Below are 15,576 nucleotides of genomic sequence, written 5' to 3'. Positions count from 1 at the left end.
TACAAATAAAAAATGGACACAATCATAACTTTGGTATATACTGGAAGCGATGTCAACATTCAATATTTACAGAATATTCTAGAAAAAGCTGGCATCAATAGTATTAAAAAAAATAATTATGAATCTGGATTAAGAGCTGGTTTCTATGGCGGCGATATTAATCAGGTACAGCTATTTGTCCCAAAGGCCCACGAGTCTGAGGCAAAAAAGATTGTTCAAGCTACTTTTCCTGAATAAAAAAAACCTTCTGAAGCTTCAGAAGGTTTTTTTGTCTATTATTTAAATGTGGTGACTCCAAATTTTTTTGCTTCAGCCACAGCTTCATCGGCCCATACCTCAAGATTATTAATCCTCGTATCGTTAGAAGGGTGAGTCGATAAAATCTCTGGAGGAGCTTGTCCGCCTTGAGCCTTCATGCGTCGCCACAAATCGGCTGCTTCGTGGGGATCATAACCTGCTACAGCCATCAATGTAAGTCCTATCTTATCAGCTTCTGTTTCGTGGCTCCTACTATAAGGTAACATTAAACCTACTTGTGTGCCTATACCATAAGCTTGATTCAATAAAGCAGCATTTTCTTCGCTTACACCTGCTGCTTGAGATCCAACCGCGGTAGCTACAGCACCTAATTGTTGTAATTGACTGGCACTCATACGTTGTTGACCATGATTGGCTAAAGCGTGTGCTACTTCGTGGCCCATTACTACAGCCAAACCTGCCTCACTTTTAGTTATGGGTAAAATTCCTGTGTAAACCACTATTTTACCTCCTGGCATACACCAAGCATTTACTTGATCATCTTTAACCAAATTATACTCCCATTGGTAACCTTCTAGATATCCTTGATAACCATTGGCATTCAGCCAACGTTGCGCAGCGGTAGCAATTTTTTGTCCAACCGTTTTAACCATCCTAGATTCTGAGGTATTGTTAACAACCTGATTTTCCTGTAAAAACTGGTCATATTGTTGAAAAGCCATCGGTAAAATTTGTGCATTAGGCACTAACGCCAATGTTTTTTTTCCCGTAAACGGATTTTGGCTACAACCACTCAAAATCAGAAAAATAAAACTTAAAAAAATTACAAATTTGTTTTTCATGATAATTTAAATTTTGTCTCAATATAGAAAAATATGACAATATTCGTTTTTCCTTTATTAAGGTTTTAACAAAAAATACTCCGTAAAAGTATGCAAAAAACGGCACGAAACTTGTTTCCTCTAAGAGAAAAAACATGAAAAATTTAATTTTTATCGGGGTTACAATATTATTTGTAAGTTGTACTTCTCAAGCCCAAAAACAGAATGAAAAAAATAAAATTGATAAAAAAAACATGAATAAAGAGGTAAATTATTCAGTACAAAAAACTGAACAGGAATGGCAGTCTATTTTGACGCCAGAAGAATATCGAATTTTGCGGCAAAAAGGAACCGAAAGACCACATACAGGAGAGTATAATTTGCATTTTAAATCGGGCGAATACCATTGCAAAGCTTGTGACGCTTTATTGTTTGAAAGTGACACTAAATTTGACGCTCATTGTGGTTGGCCTAGTTTTGACAAAGCCATTGAGGGAGGCATAGAATATAAAAAAGATACCTCTTTAGGAATGATAAGAACTGAGATATTGTGTGCTTCTTGCGGTGGTCATTTAGGTCACGTTTTTGATGATGGCCCTACCCAAACGGGAAAAAGATATTGCGTAAACTCAATAAGTTTAAATTTTAAAGAAGACGAAGAATGAAAAAATTACTATTATTATTAGCCTTTCCTATTTTATGGAGTTGCGAAGGCGATCGAGGACCTATGGGTCCACCAGGCATAGACGGAACCAATATTCTAGGACAAACCTTTGAGTATGAAAACGTAGACTTTAATTATGATTTTAATGCCAATCTTTTTACGCGTATACTTGATATACCACCAGAGATTGCAATAGAACCCTCTGATGCTATACTGGTTTATCGCCTAGAAGTACAGAATGTTAACGGAAATAGTGTTGAAACGTGGAGTCTTATCCCACAAAACTTTTTTTTACCAGAGGGGACTATTCAATATGTTTACAACCACACCGATTTAGATGTAGAATTGCTAATAGATGGTAATTTTGATTTAAGCAACCTTGATTTTGGTTTTACAGATAATCAAGTTTTTCGTTTTGTTGTGTTACCATCAGACTTTGCAAAAGACCCTAAAAAAGATCTATCGACTTATAATCAATTAACTCAAGCACTCGAATCGGAAAAGCTAAGTTTAAAAGAGTTTTAGTTAACGTGTAAAAAAATCCCTATAACATGGAGTAGATAATAAAGGCTACTCTTTTGGTTATGGGGATTATTGTTTAAATTCGCAGCACATTACTACAGATAAAAAACAATACTATGAGTAAATATGATGTCATTGTACTTGGAAGCGGTCCGGGTGGATATGTTACCGCAATTAGAGCTTCTCAATTAGGCTTTAAAACCGCTGTAATAGAAAAAGAAAGTCTAGGAGGGGTTTGCCTTAACTGGGGTTGTATCCCTACAAAGGCACTGCTTAAAAGTGCCGAGGTTTTTAACTATTTAAAGCATGCAGAAGATTATGGTTTAAAAGTTAAAGAAGCCGATAAAGATTTTGATGCCGTGGTAAAAAGAAGCCGTGATGTAGCCAACGGAATGAGTAAAGGGGTTCAATTTTTAATGAAAAAGAATAAAATTGACGTCATTGAAGGTTTCGGAAAGTTATTGAAAGGAAAAAAAGTAGAGGTTGCGAAAGATGACCAAACTAAAACCTACGAAGCAGATCATATTATTGTTGCTACGGGTGCAAGATCTAGAGAATTACCAAACCTACCGCAAGACGGTGAAAAAGTAATTGGATACCGCCAAGCTATGACCTTAAAAAAGCAACCTAAAAAAATGATTGTAGTAGGTTCTGGTGCTATAGGCGTTGAATTTGCCCATTTCTACAATGCCATGGGAACCGAGGTTACTATTGTAGAATATTTACCAAATCTTGTACCAGTTGAAGATATTGATGTTTCAAAGCAATTTGAAAAATCATTCAAGAAATCAGGTATAAAGGTAATGACCAATGCTTCTGTTGAAAAAGTAGATACCTCTAGAGAAGGTGTAAAAGCGACAGTTAAAACCAAAAAAGGAGAAGAGATTTTAGAAGCAGATATCGTTTTAAGTGCCGTAGGAATTAAAACGAATATTGAAAATATAGGATTGGAAGAAGTTGGTATTCAAGTCGACAAAGATAAAATCCAGGTAAATGAATGGTACCAAACAAATGTTCCGGGTTATTATGCTATTGGTGATGTTACCCCAGGCCAAGCTTTAGCTCACGTAGCTTCAGCTGAAGGAATTCTATGTGTTGAAAAAATTAAAGGTATGAAGGTTGAAGCCTTAGATTACGGCAATATTCCAGGCTGTACTTATGCTTCACCCGAAATTGCCAGCGTAGGATTAACTGAAAAGCAAGCAAAAGAACAAGGTTACGAAATTAAAGTGGGTAAATTCCCTTTCTCGGCCTCAGGAAAAGCTAGCGCTTCAGGTAAGAAAGATGGTTTTGTAAAAGTGATTTTTGACGCTAAATACGGCGAATGGTTGGGTTGCCATATGATTGGTGCTGGTGTGACCGATATGATTGCCGAAGCTGTGTTGGGTAGAAAATTAGAAACTACCGGACACGAAGTTTTAAAAGCGGTTCACCCTCACCCTACTATGAGTGAAGCGGTTATGGAGGCTACAGCCGATGCTTATGATGAAGTAATTCATTTATAATCATCAATTATAAAAAAGAAAAAGCCGAGAAGTTCTAAACTCCTCGGCTTTTTTGATTTACTTATTTTTAATTATAAAGATGGGTTTACTTTAGCATCAAATTGCATATCTAAAGTAACCGTAATATTATTTGCATCTTCTGTACTGGTAAATTGCACAATTAATTTTAAATCTTCGGCACTTAAATAATCGTCTAAATAAGCATCTGTGGTGTTTAAACTAATTCGCTCGACTCCCTTTGGCACATTATCTAAACTGGCCACCTGCATAACATCCAGACCATCTTTACGAACGCTTAAAGTCACAGAATCAACAAAATCAAAATTATTCTGGTCATCGGCGCTGACCAAAACAATATCAATATCGTCTAGTTCTATTTCTTCAACTTGATTTATAGCCTCATCTGTTCCTAGCTCCTTTTCTAACTCTGCACGCAGATTAATGCTAGTTTCAATTGGGAAGTTGAATGCATTAATTGGTAAATAGTCAACTGTTTTATTAACACTTACTGGGATATCACTAATGGTTCTAATTCTATCTACTACATCGTCATCGCTACAAGCGCTAAAAAATAAGCTACAGATTAAAAGGGGTAGAAATAAAATTTTGTTTCGCATAATATTTTTGATTTTAGATTATGATCAAAAATCGTTAATACAAAACTTAATTTTTCAAAGCGCCTTCTTAAAACTATCTTATAATAACGGTCGGTATTCTAAAATAATAAAGTAAATTGTTAATTTATGACTCAATTGGTATTACTTCTTGAAACCAAAATTGATTATCCCAAAAGCTTTGGTTTTTAAAGCAATCGTCTTTATCGTTACGTTTACTCGGCTGATAGCTTTGCATGATTTTATCTCCTAATTTAAAGGGTACTGGAAATTTAAAATTGGGTCCGTCATAAACAAAAGTATGAAACTCCCCATTTTCTCCACAAGGATCAACCCCTTTTGGTAAATCGTTTAAAAATTCCCTATCATAAATTCTACCGCAAAAAGAAGCATCTAACCTCTTAGCACTTACTGCTATAACTATTGCTTTAAATCCTAAATTGATAAAATAATTAGCTAGGTTTTGTGTGTCTTTTCCCCATAGCGGAAAAATCGGTTCAACTCCTAAAGGTCGATATTGTTTTTCTCTATACTCTTTTAAATCATCTAAGGCGATATCTCCAAAAACACTCGCTGTGAATCCTTCCGCTTTAAGCGAAGTAACTTTTTTTTTAACCGCTGCATTATAGGTGGTCATCGAAACATCTCCTTTTAAGCTAAGAAAATCTAAAGGTAGTCCAAGAGATTTAGCTTGCGCTTCTACCAAAGAGATGGGTACACCGTGCATGGTTACCCGATTTAAATCTGCGTTATAAGTTGTTAGTAAAAGCTCAACACTTAAAGATTTAGACTGTTGTAGATTATTTAGAGCTAAGCAAGCATCTTTACCGGAGCTCCAATTTAAATAAGCTTTAGTTATTTTCATGCTTTAAATAGTATATCGCCATAGCATAGCCTCTAAGTCCGAAGCCAGATAAGCTAGCTTTACAAACCGCACTTAAGTAAGAATGATGGCGAAAAGATTCGCGGGCAAAAATATTTGAAATATGTACCTCGACAACTGGTGTTTGAATGGCCTTTACAGTGTCTGCCAATGCAATAGAGGTATGCGAATAGGCAGCTGCGTTAAGAATAACAGCATCTACCTTATCTGCCGCAATTTGTAATGCATCGATTAAATCACCTTCGTGGTTAGACTGCAAATAATCAATATTTATATTTTTAAATTCTTGACGTAATTCACCTAAATAATTCTCGAAATTTGAAGTTCCGTAAATCTGGGGTTCTCGTGTTCCCAGTAAATTTAAATTGGGTCCGTTTATGATAAGAATTTTCATTTTGTTCGATTTATAAGTCTAAAGATAAGCCTATCATTAAACTATTAAAATCGCTTGACTGAAAGGTTTCACTATTTTTTGCAATTTTAAAACCATAATCTAAACTCACTGTAAAATCTTTTAAAAGTTTCAAGCCTGCTCCTATACTTAAATCTAAGCCCAATCTATCTTTAAAATCACTGTTGGGTATATCAAAAATGTAAGTAGCTTGCGGACCCGCTTGCACGCTTAAATTTGATAATAAGTAATATTTTAAAACTACTGGAAAATAAAGTAAATTATTGTCGCTAACATTTCCGTAAAGCAAACTAGGTTTTAAAGCAAAACTATTACTTAAAGGTGCTTCAATATACAAACCTGCGTAGAATCCGTTTTCATCTTTATTATTGGCCTCAACATTTAAATAACCTCCAGAAATTCCGGTTTGAATTGATTGTGCATAGGAAATACCACAAAAGGCTACAAAAATAAGGGCTGCAAGAACAATTTTTTTCATTCTATTTTTATTTTAAGTTAAAGCGAATGTACAAAAGAAAATGCAATTTATTTCTGGAACCCCCTTATTAATTTTGTATTGAAGTCTAAGCCTAGGTAAGCTTATTCAGGTATTTTTATAGTTTAATTTTTTGTTAAATGTCATATTTCAAAAATCTCTTAAAAAAATCATTTTTTGATAATTGTTTTGCTCCAAAGCCTCCTTTCATTCCTAAAAACATAAATATTTAAATCAATTACACTTTAATTTGAATTAAATGAGAACAATTTCTATAAATAAAATTTAAAAAGTGGTGATTAACTTTGCTCTAAATTTAAAACTATACATAAAATGAAAAAGTTTATTTTAAGCGCAGTGGCGGTATTTAGCCTGACTTTTGCTCAAGCTCAAGAAACTGGAGAAAATCCAGGATTTGATACCGGAGACATGTTTATATCTGGATCTGTAGGTTACAGCACTACAAAAAATCCAGATGATTCTAAATCAAGTAATTTTAACATTATTCCGCGTTTTGGTTATTTTGTAAATGACTTCTTTGCTGTCGGTGCTCAGTTAGGGTACAGTAAGAATACTGCAGAAGATTCAAGAGGCCGTGATACCGTGGATAATTCAACTTTTGAAGTAGGAGTATTTGGTCGCTATTACCTTTTACCAGGAAAACGCTTTACCCCCTATGGTGAATTAAATTTAGGATATGGGCACACCAAAGATATTTTTGATAATAAAGTAAACGGTTTAAATATTGGGTTTATGCCTGGTGTTAGTTATTTTTTATCAAACAACTTTGCTATCGAGGCAAGTGTTGGAATCCTAGGTTATAGTTCGGCTAAACCGGATAGTGATGGAGCCGAAGCTACCAAACGTTTTGATTTTGGTATTGATACAAATGATATAAATTTTGGACTTATTTATAAGTTTTAAAAAACTTAAGCCATAAAAAAAGCGATTGAATAACTCAATCGCTTTTTTTCAATCTAAATTCATGTTATTTAAAAGTATACCCAATACCGAATTGCAAAACAGAGTTGTGTACATCTACATCTTTTATAATTTCGCTAAACCCGTAGTTATAGCGCCCACTTATAAAAAATCCGTTATCAAAAGCATACTCAAGACCAGCTGCTAAACTAATGTCAATATCTTCTGGTTCTAAAGCGCCATCAATATCAATGTCTCCACTATCGCTATTAGGCTTATAATCTATTTCGTCATTTACTAAGAAACCTATTTGTGGTCCTGCGCTTACACTTAAACCTTCAACCAAATATATTTTTGCAAGTAAAGGGATTTGAATATAATCTAATTGTACCTCGATATTTTCATCATTATCTAAAAAATTATCTTGGTCTACTCGCACTGCATCAAAGCCTTGACCCGAGTACAATACCTCTCCTTGCACAGAAAAGCGCTCAGAAAAAGGAACTTCGGCTACAAAACCAGCATTAAAACTCGTTCTAGAATCTGGGCTATCAAAATCATCCCCAGTTACTGTAGCCAGGTTTATTCCCCCTTTTACACCTAATTTAACCAAATCTGAATTGGCTTGAGCTTGAACGCCAAAAATTCCTGCTGCTGCAATAAATGCAGTTAAAACTAATTTTTTCATAATTTATTTTTTAATGATTTACAGCAAACATACGGCTCAGTCTCTTAAAGATATATTAAGTACTCACTAAAGTTTCCCTAATGTCTAAGATACCCATTAAATGTTTATTTTTACCGTATGGAATCAAGCCAACTCATTCAGAATTATAAGACTTACCTTAAATTGGAGCGCGGTTTATCTTACAATTCTATCGTGAATTATGAATTAGATATTGTTAAATTAACCAAATTTTTAGAACAAGATAATTTATCGGAATCACTCGTTGAGGTTAAAGATACCACCATTCATAGTTTTCTATTTGAGTTAAACAAAGTTGTTAATGCACGTTCCCAAGCCCGTATAATTTCTGGTTTAAAAAGTTTTTTCGAGTTTTTAATTAACGAAAACTATAGGGAAGATAACCCAATGGAGCTAGTAGAAACACCAAAGATCGGCAGAAAACTACCCGATACTTTAAGTGTTAATGAAATAGATAAAATTATAGGTGCAATAGATTTGAGTCATCCTCAAGGTGAAAGAAACCGTGTTATTTTAGAGACTTTATATGGTTGTGGATTAAGAGTGTCGGAATTAGTAAACCTAAAGTTATCTGATTTATTCTTTGAGGAAGGTTTCATAAAAATTACAGGTAAGGGTAACAAGCAACGTTTGGTTCCAGTAACAGAAAGTCTCATTGCCTACATTAAATTTTATATAAGCGAAGTAAGAATTTTAGATCCGGTCAAAGAAGAAGATATTGACACCTTATTTTTAAACCGAAGAGGTAAACAGCTTACCCGAGCTATGATTTTTACCCTAGTTAAAAAATTCTGCAAACTTGCTGGCATCAAAAAAAATATAAGTCCGCATACCTTTAGACATTCTTTTGCCACTCACCTTCTTGAAAATGGTGCAGATCTTCGCAGCATACAGCAAATGCTAGGACACGAAAGTATTACAACAACAGAGGTATATATGCATTTAGATAGATCACATCTTAAAACCGTTATGGAAAATTTTCACCCACGAACTAAATATTAAATTTTTATTAAACTAAGCTTTTTAGGCTGGGCTTTCCGGACAAGTTTTTACCTTTAAAATAAAAATGAAAGAATTAAAATTTAAAAATGGAGACTCGCTACCTTCAATTGGCTTGGGCACGTGGAAATCAAGCGATGAAGAAATTGAAGAAGCCATTTATACAGCGTTAAAGCAAGGGTATAGACATATAGATTGTGCTGCAACTTATGGCAATGAGGCTGCAATAGGTAAAGCTTTTAGTACAGTTTTTAAACAAGAGGACATTGCACGTGAGGACGTGTTCATAACTTCAAAGTTATGGAATAATGCGCACTTAAAAGAAGATGTAATTCCGGCCCTAAAAAAGACTTTATCCGATTTACAATTAGAATATCTAGACCTTTATTTAATTCACTGGCCTGTAGCTTTTAAACCAGAAGTAACAAATTTCCCTCAGCAAGATAGTGATTATCTTTCTTTAGAAGAAGCTCCTATAATCGAAACTTGGGAAGCTATGCTTGAGGCAAAAAAGCAAGGCTTGGTTAAACATATTGGGGTTTCAAATTTTAGTATAAAAAAATTGAAAGATTTAATGGATAAAACAGAGGATTATCCAGAAATGAATCAAGTAGAACTCCACCCCTATTTACAACAAAACGAATTACATAATTTTTGTACAGAAAATAATATTTTATTAACGGCATATTCACCTTTGGGAAGTCAAGACCGCATACCAGAGATGAAGGCCGAGAACGAGCCTTCTCTTTTAGAAAACGAAACCATCCTAAAAATAGCCGAAAAGCATGATGCTAGTGCTGCACAAGTATTAATTAATTGGTCTGTACAACAAGGAAATGCAGTTATACCCAAGTCTACCAATACTCACCGGTTAAAAGAGAATTTAAATAGCTTAACTATAAATTTAGACCGTGAAGACTTAGAAAAAATTAAACACTTAGATAAACACTATCGATACGTTAATGGTGAATTTTTTGTAACTCCAGGCAATCCTTATAGTAATATCTACGACGAATAATTTTTACAAAAAAAAGCTTAGCGAAATGCTAAGCTTTTTTTAATTAGTTTTTATTTTTTTGGTATTTCTTTTAATGCTTCTAATAAAAATTTCCAAAATTTCTGGGTAGACGAAATACTCGCCCGCTCATCGGGTGAGTGTGCACCTCGTATTGTTGGGCCAAAAGAAACCATGTCCATTTTTGGATAGTGGCTACCTATGATTCCACATTCTAATCCTGCGTGACATGCGGCTACATTGGCTTCTTCACCATTCTGCCTTACATATAATTCTGCAAGATTTTTCACCATTTGTGAATTTGGATTCGGAGCCCAACCCGGGTAATCCCCACTTAAATCCACCTTAAAACCGCCTAATTCAAAACTAGCTTTTAGGCCAGATACCAAATTATGCTTCGAAGATTCAACAGAAGACCGCGTCAAACAGAGTATTTTAATTTCACCAGCACTCAAACTTACCTTAGCGATATTATTTGAAGTTTCAACCAAACCTTCAACGGCAGGACTCATTCTAAACACTCCATTATGTGCCGCGGCTAAACTATTTAATACTAATTTTTGATCGGCAACAGCCATTACTTTTTTAATACTTTCGATCTCTTCAAATTGTATATTTAATTCTTCCTCTAATCCATTATATTCTGCCTTGATGGCGTGTGCAATATCATTAAAGTTAGCTTTAAATGCGTCTAATTGATCATTGGCTACTACTACCTTTGCAACACTTTCTCTAGGAATAGCATTTCTAAGGCCGCCCCCTTGAATTTCGGCAACACGAAGTCCATTTTCTTGAGTAGCCAATAAAATTCTATTCATTAATTTATTTGCGTTTCCTAAACCTTTAATGATATCCATACCCGAATGACCTCCATTTAAACCATTCACAATAATTTTAATAGCTGTAGAATCTGTCGGCGATTTTTCTTGATCATAATTTCGCGTAGCAGTAAGATCTATACCACCGGCACAACCAATACCAATTTCATCATCTTCTTCGGTATCCAGATTAAGTAAAATAGTGCCTTCGAGAATACTGTCATCTAATTCTTTTGCTCCCGTCATTCCGGTTTCTTCATCAATGGTAAATAAAGCTTCAATTGCCGGATGCTCGATGGTATCGCTTTCAAGAATAGCCATAATAGTTGCTACTCCTAAGCCATTATCGGCTCCTAGGGTAGTTCCTTTTGCTTTCACCCAGTCTCCTTCAACGTACATTTCTATTCCCTGCGTATCAAAATCAAAATCGGTGTCGTTATTTTTTTGATGAACCATATCAAGGTGAGACTGCAATACAATAGTTTGTCTGTCCTCATATCCTGGTGTAGCTGGCTTTTTTATCACTACATTTCCAATTTGATCAACTTGTGTTGATAAATTTAATTTTTCACCAAAAGCTTTCATAAAGGCAATCACCCTTTCCTCCTTTTTTGAAGGCCTTGGTACAGCATTCAAGTCTGCAAAATTATTCCAAATCGCTTTAGGCTCTAAATTTCTTATTTCTTCGTTCATGCTCTGTATTTTTATATATTTCACAAAGGTATTGTTTCTGTAAGAAGAATAAAAATATACCCGTTTTTATTGGTTTTTCTTTACATTTGAAATAAAAAATTTGAAAAGAAAAGTTCTCATTGCTTTTGCAATTTTCTTACCCATTCAAATTATGTTATTGCAGTTTTTAAAAACACAACCACAATGGGTAGAACAATATTACAGTCAAGGCATTTATCCTTATCTCGCCAGTTTACTTCGTTTGGCTTTTGGTTTTATACCCTTTTCTGTAGGTGATGTTTTATATGGGGTGCTTATTTTTATCAGTCTTCGCTGGATTTATAAGCGTATTAGAAATAAATTCCTTGCATTTAGCAAATGGGCAGTAGAGTTATTAGCTTTCTTTTCTATCCTAATATTTTTTTTCCATTTATTCTGGGGATATAATTTTTATAGGCAACCTTTGCATCACAGCCTTCAGCTTAAAGCGGATTATAATTTACCCGAATTAAATAATTATACCGAGCATTTAATTGAAAAAACAAATAAACTTCAGTTACAACTCACCCAAAATGAAAACAAACCAGTGGAGTTTTCTTTTCATAAATTTGAAGTTGGACGGTTAATGACAGAAGGCTACCATCATCTGTCCAAAACCAACGCAAATTTCATTTATGAAAACCCCAGTATAAAACCCTCATTACTAAGCATCCCCCTGAGCTATATGGGGTTTAATGGTTATTTAAATCCATTAACCAACGAGGCGCAAGTTAATACGCGAATACCTTTATTTAAGCTACCCACCACTACCAGCCATGAAATAGGTCATCAAATTGGGTATGCTAAAGAGAATGAGGCTAATTTTATTGCTTGCAAAGTAAGTATGAATCATAGCAATGCTGCCATTCGTTATGCCGGTTATGCTTTTGCTTTGCAATATTGCTTAGGCGATCTTATGCAAAAAGACCCCTGTCAAGCCGATAATTTAATTGGTTTACTTAATACTGGTGTACTCCAAAATTACCAAGAAGTAGGTGATTTCTGGCAGGCGCATCAAAATCCGTTGGAACCACTTTTTAAGTCATTTTATAATCAATTTTTAAAAGCCAATAATCAACCACTGGGAATGAAAAGTTATAATTATGTCGTTGCTTTATTGGTTAATGATTTTTATCAGACCAAAACGCTTGCCACGTATTAACCTTTCACTCATAATGTAAAGCAATCTCGTTCTGAATTAATAAATGGAGCGTATTTAATGGAAGAATTCAAAAGAGTTAGGTTAAATTATTTTACTATTTTTAGGCCTTAAATTTAAAGAGAATGAGAAATCTTTTAACCTATTTTGGGATATTGCTCCTATTTACTACAGCGAAAGCCCAAGAATATTTCCCTAAAAACGATGGGGTAAAAAGCAGGTACGATGCCTATACCCTATATCAAAATGCAATTATTCACAATCCGAATGAAAAACCTTTTAAAGGAGATTTACTTGTTTTTAAGGGCAAGATTGTGAAAATAGCAAAACAAATTGCTGTTGAAGACAATTATATTTCCATAAACTTAGATGGCAAACACTTATATCCCTCTTTTATTGATTTAACCAGTGAATTTGGTATCAAAAAGCCGACAAAAGAACAGGCTAAAAAAGGAAACGGTTACGATGCCACTAGGACAGGCCATTATTGGAATGACCATATACGACCAGAGACTAACGCCAGCCACTTTTTTGAATATGAAGAAGAGGAAGCTAAGAAACTTCTGCAAATTGGTTTTGGTGTAGTTAATACACATTATCCCGATGGAATTATGCGCGGCACCTCTAGTCTTGTAAGCTTAGTTAAAAACCAAGGCGCAATACAAAGTATAATAAAGAAAAAAGCAAGTACAGTTCTTTCTTTTGATAAAAGCATTCTCTCTAATCAAATGTATCCTACCTCTACTATGGGAGCAATGGCATTAATTAGACAAACTTATTTAGATGCCAATTGGTATAAAAACAATATTTCAGATTATCAAGATTTAGCACTAGAGGCTTTAATAAAACAAGAAAATTTACCTCAAATTTTTATTACCGACAATGGTTTAGATGAACTCCGGGCTATAAAAATAGGCGAAGAGTTTGGTAAAAAATATTTAGTCAAGGGTAACGGGTTTGAGTTTGAAAATTTAAGTACGTTAAGAAAAATGGGCAATACGATAATTGCACCCCTTGACTTTCCTAAACCCTACACAATTAGTCATCCACACGTTGCAGAAAAAATTAGTCTCAAGAAATTAAAAAGATGGGATCAAGCACCGGCAAATTTAATGCTATTGTATAAAAATGAAATTCCATTTACCATTACAACCCACGGATTAGATGATCTCAGTTCATTTAAAAGCAATTTATTGTTGGCTATAAAATACGGCCTACCGCAAGAGGTTGCTTTGGCTTCATTAACAAGCTTGCCCGCCAAATTGCTTCGGCAAAATAATAAAATAGGAAGCTTGCATACAGAGAAGTTAGCTAACTTTTTTATTACAGATACACCCTATTTCAACGAAAATAGCAATGTATTAGCCCATGTTGTACAAGGAAAGCTTCATAATTTAAACGCGCTTGAAACGCTTAACATAGCTGGCAAGTATAGCGTTAATCATAAAGACTTTCCGCTTTCGTTAGTTTATGGACCTGAAAAAAAACAACCCACTAAATTGCTATGGAATGAAGAAGAAATAGATTTTAAACACAAACAATTAGGTAAAGATCAAACATTAGTATTCGAAATTCCTGAATCTAACGAAATGGGAATGTATAGGTTACTAATCGAAGCACCTAGAGAAAAAAAGCGTTTAAATATATGGTTAAACACGCCAAATGGTAAGCAGAGGAAATTAACAGCTGTGCGAGATGAAAACTTTAAAAAGAAGCAAGCAAAGAATGAGCAAGAAGACCTGGAAAAACCAAACTTTTCTCCTATTTCATTTCCTAATATGGCCTATGGATTTAAAACCTTACCAGAAACCAAAAAATTTTTAATTAAAAACGCTACCCTATGGACCAATGAGGAGCTGGGAATTATTGAAAACTACGACGTTTTAATAAAAGACGGTTTAATTCATAAAATAGGGCGAGATTTATCAAGCCGTAATGCTATTATAATAGATGCAACCGGCAAACACTTAACTTCAGGAATTATCGACGAACATTCACATATTGCAGCCTCTGCTGTTAATGAAGCTGGTCATAATTCAACCGCAGAAGTGCAAATGGAAGATGTTATAGACCCTACAGATATTAACATTTACAGAAACTTAGCTGGTGGCGTAACTACCATCCAGTTATTACACGGTTCGGCCAACCCAATTGGTGGTCAATCGGCTATACTAAAATTACGCTGGGGGCATCAACCCGATGAGCTTATCTTTAAACAAGCCCCTAAATTTATCAAGTTTGCATTGGGTGAGAACGTGAAACAATCCAATTGGGGAAACGGTTATCGTTTTCCGCAAACCCGTATGGGGGTCGAACAAGTTTATATAGATTACTTTAATCAGGCTTTAGCCTACGAGCAAGAGAAAAACAACAATTCAACCTATCGAAAAGATATCGAATTAGAGACTTTGTTAGAGATTGTTCGCTCTAAGCGTTTTATCTCGTGCCACTCGTATGTTCAAAGTGAAATCAATATGCTTATGAAGGTGGCCGAACAATTCGGTTTTACCGTAAATACATTCACCCATATTTTAGAAGGATATAAAGTTGCCGATAAGATGAAGAAACATGGAGCAGGTGCCTCAACTTTTTCTGATTGGTGGGCTTATAAATATGAAGTAAATGATGCAATACCTTATAATGCAGGAATTTTGCATAATCAAGGCGTTGTCACGGCGATAAACTCTGATGATGCCGAAATGAGTAGAAGATTAAATCAAGAAGCAGCAAAAACCATTAAATATGGTGGTTTAAGTGAAGAAGATGCTTGGAAAACAGTAACACTTAATCCTGCTAAATTATTGCACATTGATAAGTATGTAGGAAGTATTAAAGAAGGTAAACACGCCGATTTGGTATTGTGGAGTGATCACCCTTTATCTATTTACGCTAAAGCGGAAAAAACTTTTGTAGATGGTAAATTGTATTTTGATTTAGAGAAAGACAAATTACTTCGTGCTCAAAACAATACCTTGAAAAATAAATTGATACAAAAAACTTTAGATGCCAGTCAAAGCGGATCAGAAACGCAAGATGTTGTTGAAGATGAAAAAATACTAATGCATTGCGACACTTTAGAAGAAAGAATTTAAA

At 34.6% G+C, this 15,576-nt stretch carries 16 protein-coding genes; 9 read left to right on the top strand and 7 right to left on the bottom strand.

The window, feature by feature from the left end; all coding sequences use genetic code 11:
- Window positions 1-12 precede the first annotated feature (12 nt).
- Entirely contained in the window at window positions 13-237 is a 225-nt protein-coding gene (locus tag ACH2AZ_RS01070) for a DUF2007 domain-containing protein (protein WP_394906245.1), read from the top strand.
- Between the two features lie 38 nt (window positions 238-275).
- Here the strand turns inward: ACH2AZ_RS01070 and ACH2AZ_RS01065 are convergent, their stop codons facing one another.
- Window positions 276-1,100, bottom strand: a complete 825-nt coding sequence (locus tag ACH2AZ_RS01065; protein ID WP_394906244.1) for a M48 family metallopeptidase — start codon at window positions 1,098-1,100, stop codon at window positions 276-278.
- A 134-nt stretch (window positions 1,101-1,234) separates the two neighbouring features.
- Here ACH2AZ_RS01065 and msrB point away from each other — a divergent pair, with 134 nt between their 5' ends.
- From msrB to lpdA, 3 genes are all read left to right on the top strand, one after another.
- A complete protein-coding gene (gene msrB, locus ACH2AZ_RS01060) occupies window positions 1,235-1,744 on the top strand; it encodes a peptide-methionine (R)-S-oxide reductase MsrB (RefSeq protein WP_394906243.1) in 510 nt (169 codons plus the stop codon).
- Window positions 1,741-2,268, top strand: coding sequence for a collagen-like protein (locus ACH2AZ_RS01055; protein ID WP_394906242.1), 528 nt, complete (start codon window positions 1,741-1,743; stop codon window positions 2,266-2,268). Before msrB ends, ACH2AZ_RS01055 begins: the two co-directional genes overlap by 4 nt.
- Window positions 2,269-2,381: 113 nt before the next feature.
- The gene (gene lpdA, locus ACH2AZ_RS01050; protein ID WP_394906241.1) at window positions 2,382-3,770 is read left to right on the top strand and encodes a dihydrolipoyl dehydrogenase; all 1,389 of its coding nucleotides are present in this window, start codon (window positions 2,382-2,384) and stop codon (window positions 3,768-3,770) included.
- A 71-nt stretch (window positions 3,771-3,841) separates the two neighbouring features.
- Here lpdA and ACH2AZ_RS01045 read toward each other — a convergent pair whose 3' ends face one another.
- From ACH2AZ_RS01045 to ACH2AZ_RS01030, 4 genes are all read right to left on the bottom strand, one after another.
- Entirely contained in the window at window positions 3,842-4,387 is a 546-nt protein-coding gene (locus ACH2AZ_RS01045) for a hypothetical protein (RefSeq protein ID WP_394906240.1), read from the bottom strand.
- Window positions 4,388-4,511: 124 nt separating this feature from the next.
- Window positions 4,512-5,249 (bottom strand): diphthine--ammonia ligase, encoded by a 738-nt coding sequence (locus ACH2AZ_RS01040; protein ID WP_394906239.1) that lies wholly within the window; start codon window positions 5,247-5,249, stop codon window positions 4,512-4,514.
- Window positions 5,236-5,661, bottom strand: a complete 426-nt coding sequence (gene aroQ, locus ACH2AZ_RS01035) for a type II 3-dehydroquinate dehydratase (RefSeq protein WP_394906238.1) — start codon at window positions 5,659-5,661, stop codon at window positions 5,236-5,238. Before aroQ ends, ACH2AZ_RS01040 begins: the two co-directional genes overlap by 14 nt.
- Window positions 5,662-5,671: 10 nt before the next feature.
- Window positions 5,672-6,157 (bottom strand): outer membrane beta-barrel protein, encoded by a 486-nt coding sequence (locus tag ACH2AZ_RS01030; RefSeq protein ID WP_379044684.1) that lies wholly within the window; start codon window positions 6,155-6,157, stop codon window positions 5,672-5,674.
- Between the two features lie 330 nt (window positions 6,158-6,487).
- Between ACH2AZ_RS01030 and ACH2AZ_RS01025 the strand changes: the two genes are divergently transcribed.
- Entirely contained in the window at window positions 6,488-7,078 is a 591-nt protein-coding gene (locus tag ACH2AZ_RS01025) for a porin family protein (protein WP_379044687.1), read from the top strand.
- A gap of 64 nt (window positions 7,079-7,142) precedes the next feature.
- Here ACH2AZ_RS01025 and ACH2AZ_RS01020 read toward each other — a convergent pair whose 3' ends face one another.
- Window positions 7,143-7,763 (bottom strand): porin family protein, encoded by a 621-nt coding sequence (locus ACH2AZ_RS01020; protein ID WP_394906237.1) that lies wholly within the window; start codon window positions 7,761-7,763, stop codon window positions 7,143-7,145.
- Window positions 7,764-7,880: 117 nt separating this feature from the next.
- On the opposite strand from ACH2AZ_RS01020, the gene xerD reads away from it, so the two are divergent.
- Window positions 7,881-8,783, top strand: a complete 903-nt coding sequence (xerD, locus tag ACH2AZ_RS01015) for a site-specific tyrosine recombinase XerD (RefSeq protein WP_394906236.1) — start codon at window positions 7,881-7,883, stop codon at window positions 8,781-8,783.
- 64 nt (window positions 8,784-8,847) lie between these two features.
- The gene (locus tag ACH2AZ_RS01010; protein ID WP_394906235.1) at window positions 8,848-9,798 is read left to right on the top strand and encodes an aldo/keto reductase; all 951 of its coding nucleotides are present in this window, start codon (window positions 8,848-8,850) and stop codon (window positions 9,796-9,798) included.
- A gap of 50 nt (window positions 9,799-9,848) precedes the next feature.
- Here ACH2AZ_RS01010 and ACH2AZ_RS01005 read toward each other — a convergent pair whose 3' ends face one another.
- Entirely contained in the window at window positions 9,849-11,306 is a 1,458-nt protein-coding gene (locus tag ACH2AZ_RS01005) for an aminoacyl-histidine dipeptidase (RefSeq protein WP_394906234.1), read from the bottom strand.
- Between the two features lie 100 nt (window positions 11,307-11,406).
- Here ACH2AZ_RS01005 and ACH2AZ_RS01000 point away from each other — a divergent pair, with 100 nt between their 5' ends.
- Window positions 11,407-12,486 (top strand): DUF3810 domain-containing protein, encoded by a 1,080-nt coding sequence (locus ACH2AZ_RS01000; RefSeq protein WP_394906233.1) that lies wholly within the window; start codon window positions 11,407-11,409, stop codon window positions 12,484-12,486.
- Window positions 12,487-12,608: 122 nt separating this feature from the next.
- A complete protein-coding gene (locus ACH2AZ_RS00995; RefSeq protein ID WP_394906232.1) occupies window positions 12,609-15,575 on the top strand; it encodes an amidohydrolase family protein in 2,967 nt (988 codons plus the stop codon).
- Window position 15,576 lies beyond the last annotated feature (1 nt).

Source organism: uncultured Mesonia sp., assembly GCA_947499595.1.
Classification (GTDB): domain Bacteria; phylum Bacteroidota; class Bacteroidia; order Flavobacteriales; family Flavobacteriaceae; genus Mesonia; species Mesonia sediminis.
The sequence above is the reverse complement of the archived record's forward strand: the minus strand, read 5'-3'. Positions and strand labels throughout refer to the sequence as shown.

Excerpts from the sequence above, each read along its gene's own strand:
- ACH2AZ_RS01010 (WP_394906235.1), top strand. The coding sequence starts at position 8,848 with ATGAAAGAATTAAAATTTAAAAATGGAGACTCGCTACCTTCAATTGGC.
- msrB (WP_394906243.1), top strand. The coding sequence starts at position 1,235 with ATGAAAAATTTAATTTTTATCGGGGTTACAATATTATTTGTAAGTTGT.
- ACH2AZ_RS01070 (WP_394906245.1), top strand. The coding sequence starts at position 13 with ATGGACACAATCATAACTTTGGTATATACTGGAAGCGATGTCAACATT.
- ACH2AZ_RS01020 (WP_394906237.1), bottom strand. The coding sequence starts at position 7,763 with ATGAAAAAATTAGTTTTAACTGCATTTATTGCAGCAGCAGGAATTTTT.
- aroQ (WP_394906238.1), bottom strand. The coding sequence starts at position 5,661 with ATGAAAATTCTTATCATAAACGGACCCAATTTAAATTTACTGGGAACA.
- xerD (WP_394906236.1), top strand. The coding sequence starts at position 7,881 with ATGGAATCAAGCCAACTCATTCAGAATTATAAGACTTACCTTAAATTG.
- ACH2AZ_RS01040 (WP_394906239.1), bottom strand. The coding sequence starts at position 5,249 with ATGAAAATAACTAAAGCTTATTTAAATTGGAGCTCCGGTAAAGATGCT.
- ACH2AZ_RS01025 (WP_379044687.1), top strand. The coding sequence starts at position 6,488 with ATGAAAAAGTTTATTTTAAGCGCAGTGGCGGTATTTAGCCTGACTTTT.
- ACH2AZ_RS01065 (WP_394906244.1), bottom strand. The coding sequence starts at position 1,100 with ATGAAAAACAAATTTGTAATTTTTTTAAGTTTTATTTTTCTGATTTTG.
- ACH2AZ_RS01045 (WP_394906240.1), bottom strand. The coding sequence starts at position 4,387 with ATGCGAAACAAAATTTTATTTCTACCCCTTTTAATCTGTAGCTTATTT.
- ACH2AZ_RS01005 (WP_394906234.1), bottom strand. The coding sequence starts at position 11,306 with ATGAACGAAGAAATAAGAAATTTAGAGCCTAAAGCGATTTGGAATAAT.
- ACH2AZ_RS01055 (WP_394906242.1), top strand. The coding sequence starts at position 1,741 with ATGAAAAAATTACTATTATTATTAGCCTTTCCTATTTTATGGAGTTGC.
- lpdA (WP_394906241.1), top strand. The coding sequence starts at position 2,382 with ATGAGTAAATATGATGTCATTGTACTTGGAAGCGGTCCGGGTGGATAT.
- ACH2AZ_RS01030 (WP_379044684.1), bottom strand. The coding sequence starts at position 6,157 with ATGAAAAAAATTGTTCTTGCAGCCCTTATTTTTGTAGCCTTTTGTGGT.
- ACH2AZ_RS00995 (WP_394906232.1), top strand. The coding sequence starts at position 12,609 with ATGAGAAATCTTTTAACCTATTTTGGGATATTGCTCCTATTTACTACA.